Source organism: Mesorhizobium sp. C268A, from assembly GCF_040324475.1.
GTDB lineage: Bacteria > Pseudomonadota > Alphaproteobacteria > Rhizobiales > Rhizobiaceae > Mesorhizobium.
In genome coordinates, this window is record NZ_JAMYVX010000001.1 from 824,013 (window position 1) to 843,178 (window position 19,166).

General features: G+C 63.6%; 20 protein-coding genes. 13 read left to right on the plus strand and 7 right to left on the minus strand.

Translation table 11 applies throughout. The annotated features are described in order from the left end of the window. Positions 1-70 precede the first annotated feature (70 nt). The 3 genes from NKL06_RS04185 to NKL06_RS04195 are packed head-to-tail and all read left to right on the plus strand — an operon-like array spanning position 71 to position 1,374. Positions 71-454 (plus strand): type II toxin-antitoxin system RelE/ParE family toxin, encoded by a 384-nt coding sequence (locus NKL06_RS04185; RefSeq protein WP_460221707.1) that lies wholly within the window; start codon positions 71-73, stop codon positions 452-454. Continuing rightward, positions 454-843, plus strand: coding sequence for a helix-turn-helix domain-containing protein (locus tag NKL06_RS04190; protein ID WP_023693789.1), 390 nt, complete (start codon positions 454-456; stop codon positions 841-843). The genes NKL06_RS04185 and NKL06_RS04190 overlap by 1 nt, the downstream gene beginning before the upstream one ends. A gap of 33 nt (positions 844-876) precedes the next feature. Next, a complete protein-coding gene (locus NKL06_RS04195) occupies positions 877-1,374 on the plus strand; it encodes a GNAT family N-acetyltransferase (RefSeq protein ID WP_023693790.1) in 498 nt (165 codons plus the stop codon). Positions 1,375-1,404: 30 nt separating this feature from the next. Here the strand turns inward: NKL06_RS04195 and NKL06_RS04200 are convergent, their stop codons facing one another. Both NKL06_RS04200 and NKL06_RS04205 read right to left on the minus strand, forming a co-directional pair. Beyond that, a complete protein-coding gene (locus tag NKL06_RS04200; protein WP_031201948.1) occupies positions 1,405-1,653 on the minus strand; it encodes a hypothetical protein in 249 nt (82 codons plus the stop codon). 145 nt (positions 1,654-1,798) lie between these two features. Next, a complete protein-coding gene (locus NKL06_RS04205) occupies positions 1,799-2,428 on the minus strand; it encodes a glutathione S-transferase family protein (RefSeq protein WP_023693792.1) in 630 nt (209 codons plus the stop codon). Between the two features lie 210 nt (positions 2,429-2,638). Between NKL06_RS04205 and NKL06_RS04210 the strand changes: the two genes are divergently transcribed. The 7 genes from NKL06_RS04210 to NKL06_RS04240 all read left to right on the plus strand — a co-directional run bounded on the left by NKL06_RS04210 (position 2,639) and on the right by NKL06_RS04240 (position 10,132). After that, positions 2,639-3,625 carry a tagatose kinase gene (locus NKL06_RS04210; RefSeq protein ID WP_031210663.1) on the plus strand — a complete coding sequence of 329 codons (987 nt, stop codon included), beginning with the start codon at positions 2,639-2,641 and terminating at the stop codon, positions 3,623-3,625. Beyond that, on the plus strand, positions 3,622-4,899 hold the full coding sequence (locus NKL06_RS04215) for a D-tagatose-bisphosphate aldolase, class II, non-catalytic subunit (protein ID WP_023693794.1): 1,278 nt from the start codon (positions 3,622-3,624) through the stop codon (positions 4,897-4,899). The genes NKL06_RS04210 and NKL06_RS04215 overlap by 4 nt, the downstream gene beginning before the upstream one ends. A gap of 52 nt (positions 4,900-4,951) precedes the next feature. Next, the gene (locus tag NKL06_RS04220) at positions 4,952-5,542 is read left to right on the plus strand and encodes a DUF922 domain-containing Zn-dependent protease (protein WP_023673473.1); all 591 of its coding nucleotides are present in this window, start codon (positions 4,952-4,954) and stop codon (positions 5,540-5,542) included. 194 nt (positions 5,543-5,736) lie between these two features. Next, on the plus strand, positions 5,737-6,822 hold the full coding sequence (locus NKL06_RS04225; protein WP_023693795.1) for an ABC transporter ATP-binding protein: 1,086 nt from the start codon (positions 5,737-5,739) through the stop codon (positions 6,820-6,822). 39 nt (positions 6,823-6,861) lie between these two features. Then, a complete protein-coding gene (locus NKL06_RS04230; RefSeq protein ID WP_023693796.1) occupies positions 6,862-8,187 on the plus strand; it encodes an ABC transporter substrate-binding protein in 1,326 nt (441 codons plus the stop codon). Between the two features lie 141 nt (positions 8,188-8,328). Then, entirely contained in the window at positions 8,329-9,228 is a 900-nt protein-coding gene (locus NKL06_RS04235) for a carbohydrate ABC transporter permease (RefSeq protein ID WP_444849008.1), read from the plus strand. A 1-nt stretch (position 9,229) separates the two neighbouring features. Beyond that, positions 9,230-10,132 (plus strand): carbohydrate ABC transporter permease, encoded by a 903-nt coding sequence (locus NKL06_RS04240; protein WP_023673469.1) that lies wholly within the window; start codon positions 9,230-9,232, stop codon positions 10,130-10,132. Positions 10,133-10,160: 28 nt separating this feature from the next. Here the strand turns inward: NKL06_RS04240 and NKL06_RS04245 are convergent, their stop codons facing one another. Beyond that, positions 10,161-10,865, minus strand: a complete 705-nt coding sequence (locus NKL06_RS04245; RefSeq protein WP_023673468.1) for an SDR family oxidoreductase — start codon at positions 10,863-10,865, stop codon at positions 10,161-10,163. Positions 10,866-10,996: 131 nt separating this feature from the next. Between NKL06_RS04245 and gcvA the strand changes: the two genes are divergently transcribed. Then, the gene (gcvA, locus tag NKL06_RS04250) at positions 10,997-11,896 is read left to right on the plus strand and encodes a transcriptional regulator GcvA (RefSeq protein ID WP_023693798.1); all 900 of its coding nucleotides are present in this window, start codon (positions 10,997-10,999) and stop codon (positions 11,894-11,896) included. A 58-nt stretch (positions 11,897-11,954) separates the two neighbouring features. On the opposite strand, the gene NKL06_RS04255 is transcribed toward gcvA, so the two are convergent. Together NKL06_RS04255 and NKL06_RS04260 are read right to left on the minus strand one after the other, a co-directional pair. Beyond that, on the minus strand, positions 11,955-13,058 hold the full coding sequence (locus NKL06_RS04255) for a flavin-containing monooxygenase (protein WP_023693799.1): 1,104 nt from the start codon (positions 13,056-13,058) through the stop codon (positions 11,955-11,957). 455 nt (positions 13,059-13,513) lie between these two features. After that, positions 13,514-13,930 carry a winged helix-turn-helix transcriptional regulator gene (locus tag NKL06_RS04260; protein ID WP_023673465.1) on the minus strand — a complete coding sequence of 139 codons (417 nt, stop codon included), beginning with the start codon at positions 13,928-13,930 and terminating at the stop codon, positions 13,514-13,516. Positions 13,931-14,067: 137 nt separating this feature from the next. Between NKL06_RS04260 and NKL06_RS04265 the strand changes: the two genes are divergently transcribed. Further along, the gene (locus NKL06_RS04265; RefSeq protein WP_023673464.1) at positions 14,068-14,655 is read left to right on the plus strand and encodes a dihydrofolate reductase family protein; all 588 of its coding nucleotides are present in this window, start codon (positions 14,068-14,070) and stop codon (positions 14,653-14,655) included. Between the two features lie 95 nt (positions 14,656-14,750). Here NKL06_RS04265 and NKL06_RS04270 read toward each other — a convergent pair whose 3' ends face one another. Then, positions 14,751-15,179 carry a VOC family protein gene (locus tag NKL06_RS04270; RefSeq protein ID WP_155927330.1) on the minus strand — a complete coding sequence of 143 codons (429 nt, stop codon included), beginning with the start codon at positions 15,177-15,179 and terminating at the stop codon, positions 14,751-14,753. Between the two features lie 247 nt (positions 15,180-15,426). On the opposite strand from NKL06_RS04270, the gene NKL06_RS04275 reads away from it, so the two are divergent. Further along, entirely contained in the window at positions 15,427-16,635 is a 1,209-nt protein-coding gene (locus tag NKL06_RS04275) for an MFS transporter (RefSeq protein ID WP_023693802.1), read from the plus strand. 30 nt (positions 16,636-16,665) lie between these two features. Here the strand turns inward: NKL06_RS04275 and NKL06_RS04280 are convergent, their stop codons facing one another. Continuing rightward, the gene (locus tag NKL06_RS04280; RefSeq protein ID WP_023693803.1) at positions 16,666-18,960 is read right to left on the minus strand and encodes a cation:proton antiporter domain-containing protein; all 2,295 of its coding nucleotides are present in this window, start codon (positions 18,958-18,960) and stop codon (positions 16,666-16,668) included. Positions 18,961-19,166 lie beyond the last annotated feature (206 nt).

Sequence of the window (19,166 nt, forward strand, 5' to 3'; positions counted from 1 at the left end):
CGAGATAATGTCGTCCATGACATTCACTTGACATTATATAAGGTGAAAGCTATCTTTAATGACATGGATTGTGGAATTCGATGATGACTTCAGAACGGAATTCTCCAAGCTGAAGGACGACGTAAAGGTCGAAATCCGTGCTTTGGCAAATGTTCTGAAGCAGCTGGGTCCGTCTTATGGCAGGCCGAGGGTCGATACGCTGAACGACTCAAGGCACGCGAACATGAAGGAATTGCGGTTCGATGCTGCTGATGGCGTGTGGAGAGTGGCGTTCGCGTTCGATCCTGAGAGAAAGGCCATTTTCCTTGTTGCGGGAGATAAATCGGGCGTCAACGAGAAGCGCTTCTACAAGAAGCTGATCGAGATCGCCGATAAGAGGTTCGACGTCCATTTAAAGCGCGTGAAAGAGGGGCAGAAAACTGCCAAGGAAGGGCACAAGAAGGAGAAGAAGTGATGGCCATTTCCGCCGATGACGTATTTGCCGAAACGATGTCTCCCGAACTGATCAAGGCGTCCGACCTCCGTACCAGGGAGCTGCTTGAGGAGTTTGAAACCCTTCAGCAGCTTCGCAAGGCTCGGGCACTCACACAGGAGCATGTCGGCCGCAAGTTGGGCAAGAAACAGGTCTCCGTTGCCCAGCTCGAAAAGCGGTCGGATTTTCTTCTGTCGACCTTGCGCGGCTACGTTAAGGCTCTCGGGGGCGAACTCGACCTTGTCGTCAGATTCAAGGACCATGCTCCGGTGGTGTTGGCAGGATTGGGTGATGTACGTCTCGCAGAAACGTCGCGCAGCCCAGATCGCACCAAGACGACGAAGAAGCAGATCGCGCGTCGTGCAGCTTGATTGCCGGCGCGAGCTTGGCATGATGGCACAGCCATGACCGAGATCAGAACCATGACCGCAAAGGACGTGCCGTCGGTGTCGCGGCTGCTGGGAGACTCCTGGCGGCGCACCTATTCGCCGATCCTGGGACCCGAGACCACGGCACGCCTCTCGGACGACAAGCATGCGCCCGAGCGGCTGGCAGCCGAACTTCTGGACGACAACAAGATGTCGTTCGTGGCCGAACGGCCGGACGGTTCGATCGCCGGCTACGCGATGGCGGCGATGGACGATCGTGGCGATGTCCTGCTCGACCGGCTGCACATCGACAAGTCAGAGTTCGGCAGCGGGCTCGCCACCGACCTGCTGCACGCGGTGCTTGTCGCGCATGCCGGCATCCCCAGCATTGCGCTGGAAGTGATCGAGGGCAACGACCGGGCGATCGCCTTCTATCGCAAGCACGGTTTCGAGGTGGTCGAACACCGCCCGGCCGCGCACGGCGTCGCCGGCCATGCCTCGCTGATCATGCGCCGGCTGCTGTCGAGGGCGTGAAGTGAATGGGAAACCGCAGTAGTCAGGGCCCTACTGCCCTAACCCCTGCGCCGCCACCGCCTGTGGACCGTCCTCGTCGTCCGGCATATCGAGGAGTTCGATCAGCCGCGCCACCTTCGTTCCCGGCAAGGGGCGGCCCTCGTTGACCAGCGCCTCGTCGGCACCGAGCCAGGCGAACGCCTCGCGCAGTTCTTGAAGGGTGGCGCCGGTCAGCGCGATGTCGGCTATGACCGCCTCGTCTACCGGCCCCAACACCGAAATGATGTCGTCGCGTGTCATGGTCACCTCCATGCTAAGTGCCGGCCGGTCGTCGAGTTGACGCCGGGATCCGGCCATCCAGTCAACGGATTGCAAGCGAAAGCCGCCGACAAAGCAGAATCTGGGTCTTCTTTTCGACTAAGCAAGGTGAACGCGCCTTTTGCCTTCAAGCAGCCGAATGCCGATCGATGCTGTAGAGATGCACGGGATAGCCGGGACCGATGGCGTCGCGTACCCGGCCCGTCCAGGCACGAACCGCCGGATAAGCCGCCAGCGCAAAGCCGCAATCTTCGGCACGGTGGCCGTAGGCATAGACGGCAATGTCGGCGATGGTGAGCATGTCGCCGACAAGGAACGGCGTGTCGTTCAGGCTCCGCTCCAGCGTTGCCAGCGTGCGGGCGCCGGCTTCGCGCTTGGCCGGAAGCGTCGCCTGGTTGCGCTCCAGCCTTCCGGCCAGCGTCCAGAAGCGCAGGGAGCCGATGACCGGCTCGACATGGTACTGTTCGAAGAACAGCCATTGCATAACTTTCGCGCTGACATAGCGATCCGCCGGCAGCAAGGGCGTGCCTTCGGCGAGATAAATGAGGATCGCATTCGATTCGGCGATCGCACGGCCATCCTCGAGTTCGAGCACAGGAACGGCGCCGGCCGGGTTGAGCTTCAGGAAGGCGTCGGTGTGGCTCTCGCCCTCGAAAATCGACACCAGGCGGCTTTCATAGGGAATGTTGAGCAGGCCGAGCACGACCCTCGCCTTCCAACCGTTTTGCGACGGCAAATAATCATGAAGCGTGAGCATGGCTGTCCTTTCGCTGCGGTCGACGCCTGATTTGCACGGTGCCACGATCCCAGCCACCCGAATCCTGCAATGTGTACGCGCGGAAACAGATAAACTATACGCATGTAGAGTTTTATTGACTTCGCTGTATGTGCGATTTACCCGATAAACATTTGCGTCGGATAACTGCGCGGGCAAGCAATCAGTTTGCGTGTGAGAGGAATCGCAAGCATGAGCCTTTCGCGCCGAAGCGAGATCGCCGCCGAGGCCGTGGGGCCAACGATTGTCGCCGGCGAAATCCTGGTCGAGATCATGGCGACGGAACTGGGTTTCGGCTTCCTCGAGCCGCAATCGCTTGTCGGGCCATTCCCCAGCGGTGCGCCGGCGATCTTCATCGATCAGGTCGCCCGGCTGGGAGGCGGCGCCGGCATTATCGGCTGCGTCGGCCGCGACGATTTCGGCACGCTCAACCTGGACAGGCTGGAGCTCGACGGCGTCGACGTCTCAGCCGTCGATATCAGCGACCGCTTCCCGACGGGATGCGCCTTCGTGCGCTACCGGCCCGATGGTATCAGGGACTTCGTCTACAACATCGCCGAATCCGCCGCCGGGCAGATCCACCTGACCACTGCTGCGCGCCTGCTGGCGGACAGGGCCGGCCATCTGCATATCATGGGATCGACGCTGTCGGTGGCAGGGCTGAAGGAGATCGTCAGCTACGCAGTGCAGGCGGTTCGTGCCCGCGGCGGCTCGACCTCATTCGACCCGAATGTGCGCAAGGAGCTGATCGACGGCTCCGACGGCGCACTGTTTTCCGCCCTCATCGACGATGCCGACCTGCTGCTGCCGTCCGGCGACGAATTGCTCGCTACGGCGGGCGTCGATGACGAGCATCAGGCGGTGGCGGCGCTGTTTGCCAGGGGCGTCGGCGAGATCGTGCTGAAGCGCGGTGCTGACGGCTCTTCCTGGTTCGGCGCCGACAGCGCCAGGATCGACTGCGCCGGTTTCCAAGTCGAGGAAGTCGACCCGACGGGCGCCGGCGACTGCTTTGGCGCCACCTACCTGACTTGCCGCCGCCAGGGGATGGAGCCCGGCAAGGCGCTGCTTTATGCCAATGCCGCCGGCGCCCGCAACATCACCCGGCGCGGCCCGATGGAAGGCACCGCCGGCTTCGATGCGCTTGACCAATTCATCAAGGGAACAGCGAGACGGACATGAGCGCCAACCCGCTTGCAGGCCTCGCCAGCGCGCGCAAAAACGGCTCGCCCTACGGCATCACCTCGATCTGCTCCGCGCATCCGCTGGTGATCCAGACGGCGATCAGGCGCGCCGTTGCCGACAGGGAGAAAAACCTGCTGATTGAGGCAACCTGCAATCAGGTCAACCAGTTCGGCGGCTATACCGGAATGACCCCGGCGCTGTTCGTCGCCTTCGTGCTGGAGATCGCCTGTCGCGAGGGGCTGGAAGCCTCGCGCATCATCTTCGGCGGCGACCATCTGGGACCGAACCCGTGGCGCGCAGAGCCGGCGGCGCAGGCGATGGACAAGGCTGAGGCCATGGTCGGCGCCTATATCGCGGCCGGCTTCACCAAGATCCATCTCGACGCATCGATGGGCTGCGCCGGCGAGCTGGCGGCGCTCGACGACGAGACCATCGCCACCCGGGCGGCGCGGCTGGCAAAGGCGGCCGAAACGGGCGCGCACGCCGCAGGCAGCACCTTGCCGGTCTACATCATCGGCACCGAAGTTCCCGCCCCCGGCGGCGTCGACCATGCGATCAGCGAGTTGAAGCCGACCGAGGCGGCGGCGGCGCGGCGCACGATCGAGGTTCACCGGGAGATCTTTGCCCGCGAAGGCCTGACCGAGGCGTTCGGCCGCGTCATGGCCGTGGTGGTGCAGCCGGGCGTGGAATTCGGCAGCCAGAATGTCGTCGCCTACGCGCCCGAAAAATCCAAGGGCCTGACCGGCTTGCTCGATGAGCAGCCGTCGCTCGTCTACGAGGCGCATTCGACCGACTACCAGACCCGTGCGGCTTTGACCGCGCTGGTCGCAAACGGCTTTCCTATCCTCAAGGTCGGCCCCGGCCTGACCTTCGCCTTGCGCGAGGCGCTTTACGGGCTCGACCTGATCGCCTCCGAAATGGCCAGGGACTATGGCGACCGGTCGCTCGCCCGCACCATGGAAAGCGCGATGCTGGCAGCACCCGGCCATTGGCACAGCCACTATCATGGCAATGAAGCAGAGCTCTATGTGCAGCGGCATTACAGCTACAGCGACCGCATCCGCTATTATTGGAGCAACCCCACCGCTGTCGCGGCCGTCGAGCGCCTGCGCAAGGCGCTGGACGACGTTGCCATTCCCGAAACGCTGATGCGGCAATTCCTGCCGGCGCTGCCGGCCGAACTCGGGCCGGCGGGCAATCCCGAGGCTATCCTTCTCGAAGCTGTCGATCAGGTGCTGGCCGACTATGACGCGGCCTGCCGTGGGACCTGAGTGCATTGCGCCGGGTTGATCTTTGCCTCAGCCCAGTGTCTCTGACGTTTCCATGAAACCAGCCATGTTCTTTCTCCTGTTCGCGGCCTCCCTGCTGGCGTCGCCGGCACGCGCCGACTGGAAGCCGGTCGAAAAGGTCGAGACCTACGCCATCGCAGGGCGGACCGGCCCGGAACTCTATGCCGCGATCGGCGAAGCCGGCCCCTTGCTCGGCAAGGGTCGGGTCATTGCGCACACCAATTTCAAGCTGACCTGGACCAGGGACTACAGGCCGCAAGGCGACGCCTGCGTGCTCAAATCGGCGCGCCCGAAACTGATCATCACCTACACCTTGCCGAAGCCGGCCGAACCGTTGCCGGCTTCCGTCCAGAAGAACTGGACGGTGTTCATCGCCGGGCTCGCCGCCCACGAGAGAGTGCATGGCGCGGCCATCGCCGAGATGGTGCGCAAGATCGAGGCGGTGAGCGTCGGCCTGACCGTTACTGATGACCCCGCCTGCAGCAAGATCAGAACCGAGCTGACGAGGCAACTCGCCCAGATCTCGCTGGCTCAGCGGCAGGCGAGCCGCGACTTCGACCGGGTCGAATTCGGCCCCGGCGGAAACCTGCAGAAGCTGGTGCTGGCTTTTGTGAATGGGGGGTAGTTTGCCGGCGAACCGGTCATTGCGCCGGTGTTCCGAACGACAAGAGCACCGGCCGCATGGCCGCTTTACAGGCAGGCTTGGTAGCGCTACCGTCTGATCGTCACGCGACCTGGCGGGGGAATGGGAGACGGTCGCGAGGCGGGAGAGGAGCGGTTTCCTTCGGGGCGTCGCAAGAAGCATTCGGGAGGAGATCGATGGCGTCTGTCGCGATCGGCGATGTTTACAAATCGTTCGGGACCGTCGAGGTCCTGCATGGCGTCAGTGTGGATATCGACGACGGCGAATTCGTCACGCTGGTCGGCCCGTCGGGTTGCGGAAAATCGACCCTTCTCAGGATGATCGCCGGCCTGGAAAAGATTTCTCGGGGCGAGATCGCGATCGGGGATCGGGTCGTCAACAACGTTGCGCCGAAAGAGCGCGACGTTGCCATGGTGTTCCAGAACTACGCGCTCTACCCGCACATGACGGTCGCCGAGAACATGGCGTTCTCGCTCATGCTCAAAGGTGTTTCGAAGGCCGATTGCGCTACCAGCATTCAGCGCGCCGCCGAAATCCTCGGGCTGGTGCCATTGCTGACGCGATATCCGCGCCAGCTTTCCGGCGGCCAGCGCCAGCGCGTCGCCATGGGCCGGGCGATCGTGCGCGATCCACAGGTTTTCCTGTTCGACGAACCGCTCTCCAATCTCGACGCCAAGCTCAGGGTGCAGATGCGCGCCGAGATCAAGGAACTGCACCAGCGGCTCAAGACGACCACAGTCTATGTCACCCACGACCAGATCGAGGCCATGACCATGGCCGACAAGATCGTCGTCATGCATGACGGCATCGTCGAACAGATCGGACCGCCGCTGGAGCTCTACGACAGGCCCAACAATCTCTTCGTCGCCAGTTTCATCGGCTCGCCCGCAATGAACCTGATCAAGGGCGAGATCGTCACCGACGGGTCTCCGTCCTTTCGCGGCGCCGGGGGAATTTCCGTGCCGCTGGGCGCCGCGCCGGCCGTTGGCAACGGTCATCCGGTGGTGCTGGGAATACGGCCCGAGCATTTGCGGCTATCGTCCGACCAAGGCATTCCAGTCACCGTCGCGGTCGTCGAGCCGACCGGGTCGGAAGTGCAGCTCATCGGCCGCACCGCCGGCGGCGACGAGATCGTCGCCAATTTCCGCGAACGCCATGCCTTCACACCGGGCGAAACCATACGGCTCACTGCCGCGCCTGGCCTGATTCATCTCTTTGACGGCAAGACCGGAACACGATTTGAAACGCGTAACGGATGGTAAGGACCGCATAGCAAGGAAGATAAACCGGAGGAGACGACCATGAAATTCACGAGACGCGATGTAATCCGCACGACCGCAGGTGCTGCGGCGGGAGCTCTGGGAAGCCGCTTCGTCGGCTCGCCGGCTTTTGCCCAGGAGGGCTTGAAATACAAGCCCGAGGAAGGCGCAAAGCTGCGGCTGCTGCGCTGGTCGCCCTTCGTCAAGGGCGATGAGGATCAATGGCTGGCCAACACCAAGCGCTTCACCGAGGCGACAGGTGTCGAGGTTCGTGTCGACAAGGAAAGCTGGGAGGACATTCGCCCCAAGGCAGCGGTCGCCGCCAATGTCGGTTCCGGCCCGGACCTCATGTTCGTCTGGTTCGACGACCCGCATCAATATCCCGACAAGCTGCACGACGTGACCGAGCTCGGCGAGTATCTGGGCTCGAAATATGGCGGCTGGCACGACGGACCAAAGCAATATGCGACGCGGGACGGCAAGTTCGTCGGCCTGCCGCTGGCCACGATCGGCAATGCCATCGTCTATCGCGAAAGCTGGGTGAAGGAGGCCGGCTTCTCCGAATTTCCGAAGGACACGGCAGGCTTCCTCGAGCTTTGCAAGGCGTTGCAGGCGAAGGGACATCCGGCCGGCTTCACGCACGGCCACGGCGTCGGCGACGGCAACAATTACGCGCACTGGCTGCTGTGGAGCCATGGCGGCCAGATGGTCGACGAGAGCGGCAAGGTGGCGATCAACAGCCCCGAGACGCTAAAGGCGATCGGATACGCGCAGGAACTCTACAAGACCTTCATTCCCGGGACCGAAAGCTGGCTCGACGTCAATAACAACCGCGCCTTCCTGGCCGGCGAACTCGGCGTCATCGCCAACGGCATTTCCGCCTACAATACGGCCAAGATCAACAAGGACAACGATCCGAAGCTGGCTGAGATCGCCAAGGACATCCGCACCACCAACCTGCCGATCGGTCCCGTCGGGAAATCGGTCGAACTGTTCCAGGTGACCACCGCCGTCATCTTCAACTACACGCCCTACCCCAATGCGGCCAAGGCCTATCTGCAGTTCATGTTCGAGGATCCGCAGATGACCGACTGGATCACCTCCTCGGCGGGCTATTGCTGCCAGACGCTGAAGGCCTTCGACAACAATCCAGTGTGGACGGCCGACCCGAACAATGCCGCCTATGCCAAGGCCTCGGCGACGCTGCGCCCCAACGGCTATGCCGGGCCGCTCGGCTATGCCTCGGCGGCGACCATGGCCGACTATGTCCTGGTCGACATGTTCGCCAAGGCGGTGACCGGCCAGGCGACGCCGCAGGAGGCGATGGAGGAGGCGGAGAAGCGCGCCAACCGCTACTACCGCGTTTGATCACGGCACCGCCGGGCAGCGTCTAGTGCGCTGCCCGGCCCGTCGCACAATCCCATGGCGGCCGTTGACGCCGTGACCTGATTCCCCGATGAGGAGCCCTTCATGGCCGTGCCGTCCGTTGCCGCCCAGCCGCGTCCGTCGATGCTTTCGCGGATCTCCGAAAGCCGCAACGCGCTGGGCTTCGGCTTCATGCTGCCGGCGGCGGCGCTGCTGCTGGTCTTCCTGACCTATCCGCTCGGGCTGGGCGTCTGGCTCGGCTTCACCGATGCCCGTATCGGCCGCCCCGGCATCTTCATTGGCACCGAGAACTATCAGTATCTGTGGAGTGACGCCGTCTTCTGGCTGTCCGTCTTCAACACCTTGCTCTACACGGTCAGCGCCTCGATCCTGAAGTTCGTGCTCGGCCTGTGGCTGGCGCTCATTCTCAATGAAAACCTGCCGTTCAAATCGTTCTTCCGCGCGATAGTCCTGCTGCCTTGGGTGGTGCCCACCGTACTGTCAGCCATCGCCTTCTGGTGGATCTACGATTCGCAGTTCTCCATCCTGTCCTGGGCGCTGCAGCAAATGGGCCTGATCGACCACCGCATCAATTTCCTCGGCGATCCGGAGAATGCGCGCGCTTCGGTTATCGCCGCCAACGTCTGGCGCGGCATTCCTTTCGTCGCCATCACGCTGCTCGCCGGCCTGCAGACCATTCCGCAGTCGCTCTACGAGGCGGCCACGCTCGACGGCGCCAGTCGCTGGCAGTTGTTTCGTTATGTGACTCTGCCGCTGCTGACGCCGATCATCGCCATCACCATGACCTTCTCGGTGCTGTTCACTTTCACCGATTTCCAGCTGATCTACGTGCTGACCCGGGGCGGACCGGTGAATGCCACGCATCTGATGGCGACATTGTCTTTCCAGCGCGGCATTTCCGGCGGCCAGCTTGGCGAGGGCGCGGCCATCGCGGTGGCCATGATCCCGTTCCTGCTGGCGGCGATCCTGTTCAGCTATTTCGGCCTGCAACGCCGCAAATGGCAACAAGGCGGCGGAGACTGACATGGTCAAGACGGCCGCGACAAGGAAGGCGAAACGTGGGGATATCGACGAAGGCGGCATGGGCTACCTGCAGAGCCTGCCGCGCCGCGTGGTGACGGTCTATCTGCCGCTGCTGGTGTTCGTCTTCGTGCTGTTGTTTCCGTTTTACTGGATGACGATCACGGCGGTTAAGCCCAATCTCGAGATGACCGACTATGCGCAGTTCAATCCGTTCTGGGTGGTGCATCCGACATTGGAGCATATCCGCTATCTCCTGTTCGAGACCTCCTATCCGGGCTGGCTGCTCAACACGATCATCATCTCGACCGCCGCTACTTTCCTGTCGCTGCTGGCGTCGGTGTTCGCCGCCTATGCGATCGAGCGGCTGCGGTTTTCCGGGGCGCGGCAGGTCGGCCTCGGCATCTTCCTCGCCTATCTGGTGCCGCCCTCGATCCTGTTCATTCCGCTGTCGGTAATGGTGTTCAACCTCGGGCTCTACGACACGCCCTTCGCGCTCATCCTTACCTATCCGACCTTCCTGGTTCCGTTCTGCACGTGGCTGTTGATGGGTTACTTCCGCTCCATCCCGTTCGAACTGGAAGAATGCGCGCTGATAGACGGCGCGAGCCGGTGGCAGATCCTCACCAAGATCGTGCTGCCGCTGTCCGTGCCCGGCCTGATCTCCGCCGGCATATTCGCCTTCACCCTGTCATGGAACGAGTTCATCTATGCGCTGACATTCATCCAGTCCTCGGAAAACAAGACCGTGCCGGTGGGTGTGCTGACCGAGTTGGTGCGCTCCGACGTCTACGAATGGGGCGCGCTGATGGCGGGAGCGCTGATCGGCTCGCTGCCGGTGGTGGTGCTCTATTCGTTCTTCGTCGAGCACTATGTCTCGTCGATGACCGGCGCGGTGAAGGAGTGACGCCGGCTCACGCGAGGCGACCGCGCGGTCAGATCGCGCCGATGATGCCGCCGTCGACGCGGATGTTCTGGCCGGTGATGTAGCCCGCACCTTCGGAAGCGAGGAAGGCGATGGTCGCGGCAATTTCCTCCGAGGTGCCGTAGCGCTGCATCGGCACGCTGTCGCGGCGCTCCTCGGTGGCCGGCAGGCTGTCGATCCAGCCGGGCAGCACATTGTTCATGCGCACATTGTCGGCGGCGTAGGTGTTGGCGAAGATCTTGGTGTAGGCGGCAAGCCCGGCGCGGAACACGGCGGATGTCGGGAACATCGGGCTCGGCTCGACCACCCAGGCGGTCGAGATGTTGATGATGGCGCCAGCCCTCTGCTTGACCATCTGCGGCGCCACGATGCGCACCGGCCGGATGACGTTCATCAGATAGACGTCGAGACCGGTGTGCCACTGCTCGTCGGTGATTTCGAGGATCGGCGCGCGTGGCCCGTGGCCGCCGCTGTTGACCAGCACGTCGATGCGGCCGAAGCGCTCGAGCGTCAGATCGGCGAGCCGCTGCAGATCGTCATTCGACTGGTTGGAGCCGGTGACGCCGAGGCCGCCAAGCTCCTTGGCCAGAGCCTCGCCCTTACCGGAGGACGACAGGATCGCGACCTTGAACCCGTCCGCTGCCAGCCGCTTGGCCGCCGCCGCGCCCATACCGCTGCCACCGGCGACGACGACTGCTACTTTTTCTACACTCATCTCGATTTTCCTTCGCACGGGTTGGCGGGACTCTGAAGCCCATGTTTCCGACCTTCGAGCAATGCTATAAACGGTGTTGCCATCTGGTTCGAACCAGAAAGCCTGAAATCAAGCTGTAGAAAAACTCCTGCATGCCTGAAGCCTTCCTGAGCCTGCCACCATTGAATGCGCTGCGTGCCTTCGAAGCCGCCGCGCGTCATCTCAACTTCCGCATCGCCGCCGAAGAGCTGAACGTGACGCAAGGGGCGGTGGCGCAGCATATACGCGGGCTGGAGGCCGATCTCGGCACAAAACTCTTCGACCGGCTGCCGCGCGGCCTGGCGCTGACCGATGAGGGCCGCGCCTATATGCCCAACATCCGCCGCGCCTTCGAGCTGATCTCGGAGGCCACCTTGCTGCTGCGGCCCGAACCGGCGCGGCTGACGATCAGCGTCACGCCGAGCTTTGCCACCAAATGGCTGATCCCCAAACTGCCGGAGTTCGTCGCGCACAACCCGCTGGTCGATTTGCGAATCCTGGCCAGCGAAAGCCTGTCGAGTTTTCAGGCCGATGGCGTCGACATTGCGGTCAGGCAAGGCCGCCTGCCCTCCGGCGCCGGCCTGATGGTGGATCTTTTGTTTCCACAGCAGATCATCGCCATCTGCAGCCCTGCCCTGCTGCCGACCGGCGCGAACGAGATCGCGGCGGCCGATATCCAGCATCACGTCCTGCTGCACGACGCGCACAATCTGTGGCCGGAATTCATGGAGAGAGTACTCGGCCTGAGGATGGCCACCGAGGCCAAACGCATGCGCTTCAACCAGACAGGCCTCGCGATCGACGCCGCCATTGCCGGCCAGGGCATCGCGCTGGCCAGCCGGTTTCTCGTATCCGCCGACATTGCCGCCGGCCGGCTGGTGCAGCCGATCAACGCGGAGATGCGGGGGACGCACGATTTCTATGTCGTGATGCCGCGCAAGCAACGGCACCCAGAACCGACGCAAGCCGTGCGGCAATGGCTGCTGGATGAGGGCGATGCGGCGCGGCTGTGATGGATAGCCGATCTCCCCGCAAGGCGGGAGATCCGCAGCTTGGCCGACGCCGCCCCTTTCAGCCTCGCCGAGCAATGTCGGCCGCCACTGCCTTCGCCTCGCGTCCAATTTCCCTGAGCAGACCGGTGACCGGATTGTAGAAGCCGACGAGGTAGAGGCCGAGTTGCGAGGCGCGGGCGTTGACACCACTGCGCTCCGGCTGCAATTCCACGGGCAGAAACTTTTCGTAGCCCGGGCGATAGCCGGTGGCGAGGATGACGGCGTCGAAATTTTCCTGACTGCCGTCGGTGAACGCAGCGCCGCGCTCGGTGAAGCCCGCTATGTCGGGCGCGATCTTGATGGCGCCTTTGGTGATGGCGTCGACCGTGCCGACGTCGATGACGGGGATGCGGCCGACTTCGTCGATCTGTTGCAGGATGCCCTGCTTCGGCCTGACGATGCCGTATTTCTCGAGCTTGCCCATCGCGAAATCGAGGATGATCGGAAACATCCAGTCGTTCAGCGCCTGCGGCATTGGCCGGCTGGCGATGCCGACCATCTGGATCGGCACGCCGAACAGCTGGCGCGGCACGATGTGGACGCCCTTGCGCACCGAAATGGTCGGACGCGCGCCACTTTCCGCCAAGTCGAGCGCGATCTCGGCGCCGGTGTTGCCCATGCCGACGATCAGCACCGAGCGGCCGGCAAAGGGCGCCGCTTGCGTATAGTCGGCGCTGTGCAGCACCTCGCCCTTGAAAGCCTCGATAGCAGGGAGCCGGGGGATGATCGGCTCGGCATTGTTACCGCTGGCGATGACGACATGGCGCGCCTTGAGGTTGTCCGATCCTGTCTCGACCAGAAAACCGCCGTCCCCGAGGCGAATGGCTTTCACCGTCACGCCGAAGCGCGGGCGCAGGTCGAATTTTTCCGCATAGTCGTCGAGGTAACGGACCACCAGTTCGCGCGGCACGTAGCGCGGATAGTCCCTGGGAAATGGCAGGAACGGCAGCGACGAGAACGACTTCACCGTATGCAGATGCAGCCGCCGATAGTGCCGCCGCCAGGCGGGCGCGATCTCCTGCGATTTTTCGAGCAGGATGAAATCCACTCCTGCCCGCTTCAGGCAGGCACCGACCGCAAGGCCGGCAGGCCCGGCGCCGACAATAACGACAGTGGTGTCCAAGCGATTCTCCTCCCGCTAGCTCCTTAGGCTACGCGTAGAAGCGCAGGCGGGACAAGGCGCGCCTCACCTTCTCCCCTTGTTGGAGAAGGTGGATCGGCGCGCTAGCGCCGAGACGCCTTCGCATCGCGGCGCGCACGCTACGCATCCTGTCCGGTCTCGGCTCACCCAGGGTGACGAATGTCTATCCCGGCAATCGCCCATGCTGTCGGACGGGCTGCCTGTCGCCGGCCGCACCGCGGTCGAAGAGCTCTACGTGCATGGCGGCATGGGCCAATCGGCATGCATGCCGCCCCCGCCATCGCGCGCTGGCTGGAAGAGGCCGTGGTTCGGGCGATGGCAATCCGAAGCAGACATGGCTCCGGCCACAGCGATTTGCGGGATGGGAAGGGTGAGGCTGCGCGACGTCGTGTCGATGTAGCCCGCCATCGGCCCGAAGGGAGGGCTGGCGTTGCTCCCTAGCCGATATGCTCGGCGCGCAGCTTCTTCTTTATCTGCTCCAGGCCTGCCTCGCCGCCCGTCGCCAGTTCATCGGCGATCCTTGCCAGCTTGTCATCGGCGTTGCGGTATTTGCTCCCCCAGGCGCCGAGCGTCGCCAGCACCGGCAACAGGTCGATGCCCGCCTCGGTCAGCTTATAGATCGCCTTGAGCTTGTGCGTGGGGTCGTCGCTTCTGGTGACAATGCCCTCATCCTGCAAGGTCTGCAGCCGCTCGGCCAGCGTGCGCGACGAGATGCCTTCGCCTGATAGCAGAAACTCCCGGAAGTGCCTTTTTCCCGCGAAAATCATGTCGCGGATGATCAGCAGCGTCCAGCGGTCACCGAGCAATTCGAGCGACAGGCTGATGGGGCAGCCGGATCTTTCCCTGGTCGACATTCTCAATGCTTCCATTTCTAAATCACTTTACTATTGACATCATTTTTCTCTCGTGTCAATGGTTCCGAAAGTAAAGCAATCACCAACGCCGCCTGACCTGGCGCTGGTGACACCAGAGCTCAATCAGGAGAACGACGATGAGAAAACTGATCCTGCAGATGCAGATGTCGGTCGACGGTTTTGTCGGCGCGGCCGGCGATGAGCACTGGCAGCTCTGGGAATGGGGCGCCAACTGCCCGTGGGACGACGACTTGAAGCAGGATTTCAACGCGGTGTTCGCCGGCATCGATACCATTCTGCTCAGCCGCAAGATGGCCGAAGAAGGCTATCTAACCCATTGGGGCAATGCGGCAAAAAACTATCCGCGCGATCCCTTCTACGCCTTTGCGCAGCGCATCGTCGAGGCGCGCAAGGTGGTGCTGAGCGACAAGCTCGCGGCATCGCGGTGGGAGCGCACGACGCTTGCCAGCGGCGACCTGCCGCGCGAGGTCAAGGCGCTGAAAGCTGAAGGTGAAGGCGACATGGCGGTATTCGGCGGCGCCGGCTTTGCCTCGGCGCTGATTGCAGCGGGACTGGTCGATGAGTTCCAGCTGTTCATCAATCCGGCCGCGCTGGGCGACGGCGAGCGGATTTTCGACTGTGGCGGCTTCCTGAAATTGCGCCTGCTCGGCTCTAAAGCCTATGCCTGCGGAATGGTGGTGAACCGCTACGCGCCGGCAATGTGAAGTAGTTCAGCGATTGAATCCGTGGACCGCTTCAACTCTTTGTTTTTACGAGAACTCCGGACGGATCACCGCAACCCGCTCCTCGTGAACCTGCGCTAGAAATTGATCTCGACCGAAGCGGCACTTCGCTTTGCCGGCCCGTGAAACACCGCCTCGATGTTGTTGCCGTCGGGGTCGAGCAGGAAGGCGGCGTAGTAGCCGGGGTGGTAGGGCCGCTCACCCGGCGCGCCATTGTCGGCGCCGCCGGCATCGAGGCCGGCCTTGTAGAACGCATCGACCATGGCCTTGTCCCTGGCCTGGAGGGCCAGATGATGGCGCCCGGTCAGCTGTCCCCTCGCCGCCCGGCTGTCGAGGCTTGAGATGAACAGCTCGTCGGCCCAGAAATAGTCCTCGGCCTCGCCGCCGATCGGAATGCCGAGCACCTTGAAGACGGCTTCATAGAAGCGCCGGCTCGCCTTGAGGTCCCTGACCACCAGCTGGACGTGGTCGATGAGGCGGCCGCGATGCAGTTCCATGAGCGATATCTCCCGTCGCGAGACCACAAAGCTAGTGCCGCGGAGCGGCTCGTCAATTCGGCAGTCTATCTTGTCGGCGCGCTTGGCAGCCTTACACCCCTGCTTTTGTCATATCCGGATGGACTTCCACGCAGACCGGATAAAAAATGCAACCGGATTGTCGGATTCGAAATCCCGCCAACGTCCTTCGGACGCAAGCGGCGCAACGGAGCTGGAGCGAGTGGCGCCGCATCGAAACCGATCTCGGGAGAAGAGCATGAACAATTCCTACCGTTGGGTGATCGTCGCGTGCGGCGCGCTGATGACCTGTGTGGCGCTCGGCGCGATGTTTTCGCTGGCGATCTTTCTCGAGCCGATGGCGCTCGACACCAACTGGTCGCGAACCGGCATTTCAAGCGCCATGACGCTGAATTTCTTAGTGATGGGTGCAGGCGGTTTCGCCTGGGGCGCCATCTATGACCGTGTCGGCGCCCGCCCGGTGGTTTTTGCCGGCGCGGTGCTGCTCGGCCTGTCGCTGGTGGTGGCGAGCCGAGCCCAATCGCTGCTGGTCTTCCAGCTGAGCTATGGCGTCATCGTCGGGCTGGCGGCCAGCGCCTTCTTCGCGCCGATGATCGCGCTGACCACCGCCTGGTTCGAGACCCATCGCAGCCTGGCCGTGTCGCTGGTCTCGGCCGGCATGGGCGTGGCGCCGATGACCATTTCGCCCTTCGCGCGCTGGCTGATCACGGCCTATGACTGGCGTACCGCCATGTTCGACATCGGGATCATGGCCTGGGTGCTGTTGCTGCCGGCCGTCTTCCTGGTGCGCCAGCCGTCGGCGGCGGTCGCGGCAGCGGATGGCAGCGCGCCCGCGCCTGCCGCGGCCCCCGGCATGTCAGTCGGCCAGGCGCTGCGCTCGCCGCAATTCCTGGTGCTGGGCATGACCTTCTTCGCCTGTTGCGCGGCGCATTCGGGGCCGATCTTCCACATGGTGAGCTATGCCATGTCGTGCGGCGTGGCGCCGATGGCAGCCGTGTCGATCTACAGCGTCGAGGGCCTTGCCGGCCTTGGCGGGCGCGTGCTCTACGGCGTGCTCGGCGACAGGTTGGGCGCCAAGCCGGTGCTGATCGTGGGCCTCGCCATCCAGGCGGTGGTGATCGCCGCCTATCTCGCCGTCGGCAATCTCGAGCAGTTCTATCTCCTGGCGATCATCTTCGGCGCCACATATGGCGGCGTCATGCCGCTCTATGCGGTTCTGGCGCGCGACTATTTTGGGCCACGCATCATCGGCACGATACTTGGCGCCGCGACCCTGTTGTCCAGCCTCGGCATGTCGTTCGGCCCGCTCGCCGGCGGCATGATCTTCGACGCCTATGCCAGCTATTCCTGGCTGTTCATCGGCTCGGCGCTGATCGGCCTCGGTGCTGCCGGCATCGCCATCGCCTTCCCGCCGCAGCCCGGCCGAGAGAGGCTGCAGGCGGCATGAGCGAAATTTCCCCTCGAGGGGAAATACTCATCACCCTGTCCCCGTTCCTGAGCGCAGCTCTTCTCTGCCCTCGTCGTCGCGGCTGAGCCTGGCGTCCGAGATCAGCACCACCGGGCATTGGCAGCGCTGCAGCACGCCGGTGGTCGTCTCGCCGAAGAAGAGTTCCTCGCCAGGGCGCCGCGCCACGCCCATGACGATCAGCGCCGCCCCCCTGCCGGCCTGGCGGGCAATGGCATCGGCGGCGGCGGCCCGGCTGCGGATGGCAGTCTCGATCTCGACGCCATAGCGGTCGGCTAGTGCGACGGTATCCTTCAGCACCGCCTCCCTGCGGCGATGCGAGACAGTGTCGCGCGGTTCGTCGCGGCCGACGCGCGCGACATAAAGTATCTTGACCCGCGCACCCGTGACCGCTGCAATCGCCAGCGCCATTTCGGCACCCCGGCGGGCGATCGCGGTGCCGTTGACCGGAACCAGAATCTTCCCGCCTTCAGGTCCTAGCCTTGGCATCTGGCGGCCGGCGCCGGTCGCCTTCAGCACCAGGCATAGCGGGCCCTCGAAGGCGCCGGCGATCTCGTTGATGCGGCGGGCAAACCCACCTTTCGACGTGACCGCGCGGCCGAGCCCGATCAGCAGCAGCCCATAGCCTTTGCGCGCCTCCTTGGCAACCGTTTCGGCCGAAAGCTCGGCCTCGTGGCGCCGCGTGACAGGCGCCGCGCGGGTCAGCTCCTCGTCCGAACTCCTGGCGGCCTCGCGGCTGTCCTCGGCACCCTTTTCGATCGGCTCGAGCTTCGCATCCGTGCCGGGCTCGGCCTCCTCCCCCTCGCCTCGGGCATGCAGCACCGTCGTCGGCCTGCCGGCGCCCACGACTCCTGCGAGGTAAGCGGCAAAGCGGCCGACAACGCCCTCATCGGTCACCACCAGCAGTCGTTCCAGATTGGCGATGAAGCCGCGTTGGTCGATCTCCTCGCGCTCCAGACGCTTCTTCTCGTTCTCGCCCATCGGCAAGCGGCCGAGTGCCCAACGCAAGGTCGGCGGCATGGCGAGCGTGGTGATGACGGCCATGGTCACGATCATGGTGAAAAGATTGTGCGACAGAACGCCGATCGACAGGCCAATAGAGGCGACGATGACTTCGGTCGAGCCGCGCGCGTTCATGCCGCAACCGACGGCGATGCCTTCCTTGCGGCTCATGCCGGCAAGCTCGGCGCCGATGAAGGCGCCGGCGAATTTGCCGAAGCTGGCGATCAGCACCAAAGCGGCCGTGAGTAGCGCAAGCTCGTGGTCGACAAGCACGGTGAGATCCGCCGAAAGGCCGGCGACGCCGAAGAAAACCGGCATGAACAGCGCCATGATGACGCCGCGCAATTGCCCTTCGATATGACGCGACAGGATCGGCGATTCCCCAACCAGTATGCCGGCGACGAAGGCGCCGAGCACGGTGTGGACGCCGATCAGATCGGTGATCAGCGCCATTGCGCCCATGATGGCGAGAATGACGGTGACGACGGCGTATTCGCTGCGGAACGTATCGTTGGTCCAGCGGATGGCGTCGAAGACGATGCGGCGGCCAATCGTGAAGGAAAACCCCATGAAGGCGGCGACGCCGACAATGGTGAAGGCAAGGCTGCCGAGCTCGATGCGCCCCTTGGTGGCGATGCCGATGGTGATGGCGATGATCACCCAGCCGATCGTGTCCTCGATGATGGCCGACGAGACGATGGTCTGACCGAGATCGCGGCGCATGAAGTTCATCTCGCGCACCACCATGGCGACGATCTTGACCGAGGAGATCGACAGCGCCGTGCCGAGGAAGAGACCGGCGACAATGCGCTCGGTTCCGTCGGCCAGCAGCGAGGCCGGCATGAACTGCGCGGCGGTGAAGCCGAGCGCGAAAGGCACGGCGACGCCCGCGGCGGAGATGGAAAAGCACGCACGGCCGACCCTGCGCACCAGCCGCAGATCCGTCTCCATCCCGGTGAGCAACAGAAGCATCAACACGCCGAGCTGGGCGATGGCGCTGATCATGCTCTTTTGGGTGGCGTCGCTTGAAAAGATCACGCGTTCTGCTTCCGGCCATAGCCAGCCGAGCAGCGATGGCCCGAGCAGGATGCCGCCGATGAGCTGACCCATCACCGCCGGCTGGCCGAGACGCTCCAGCAACTCGCCGATGCCGCGGCCGACGAGAAGCAGAAGGAGGATTTCGAGAACGAAAATGCCCTCGCTGGACATGCCGGTCTTTTCGGCTGCCAACGATGCGGCCGGCATGAATGCGAAAGCTGCCGCGGCAAGCGCGACCGACCGGCGCCGGTTGACCACGAAAGACATGCACCCCCTCATTGTGCCCGGTATAACGTTTGCGGGCGAGATCAGTTGCACGCCACGCTCCCATGGCGCGCCGCAGGTTCCTCATTACCTGAATCGCATAACGGGCCTATCTGACTGCGGATAAGCGGCCGAGACCCGGGCCGGCGACGGAACATTTTCAACCGATTGCGCGTTGCGCAGATGGGGATGACCGGCGTCGTTTCGGC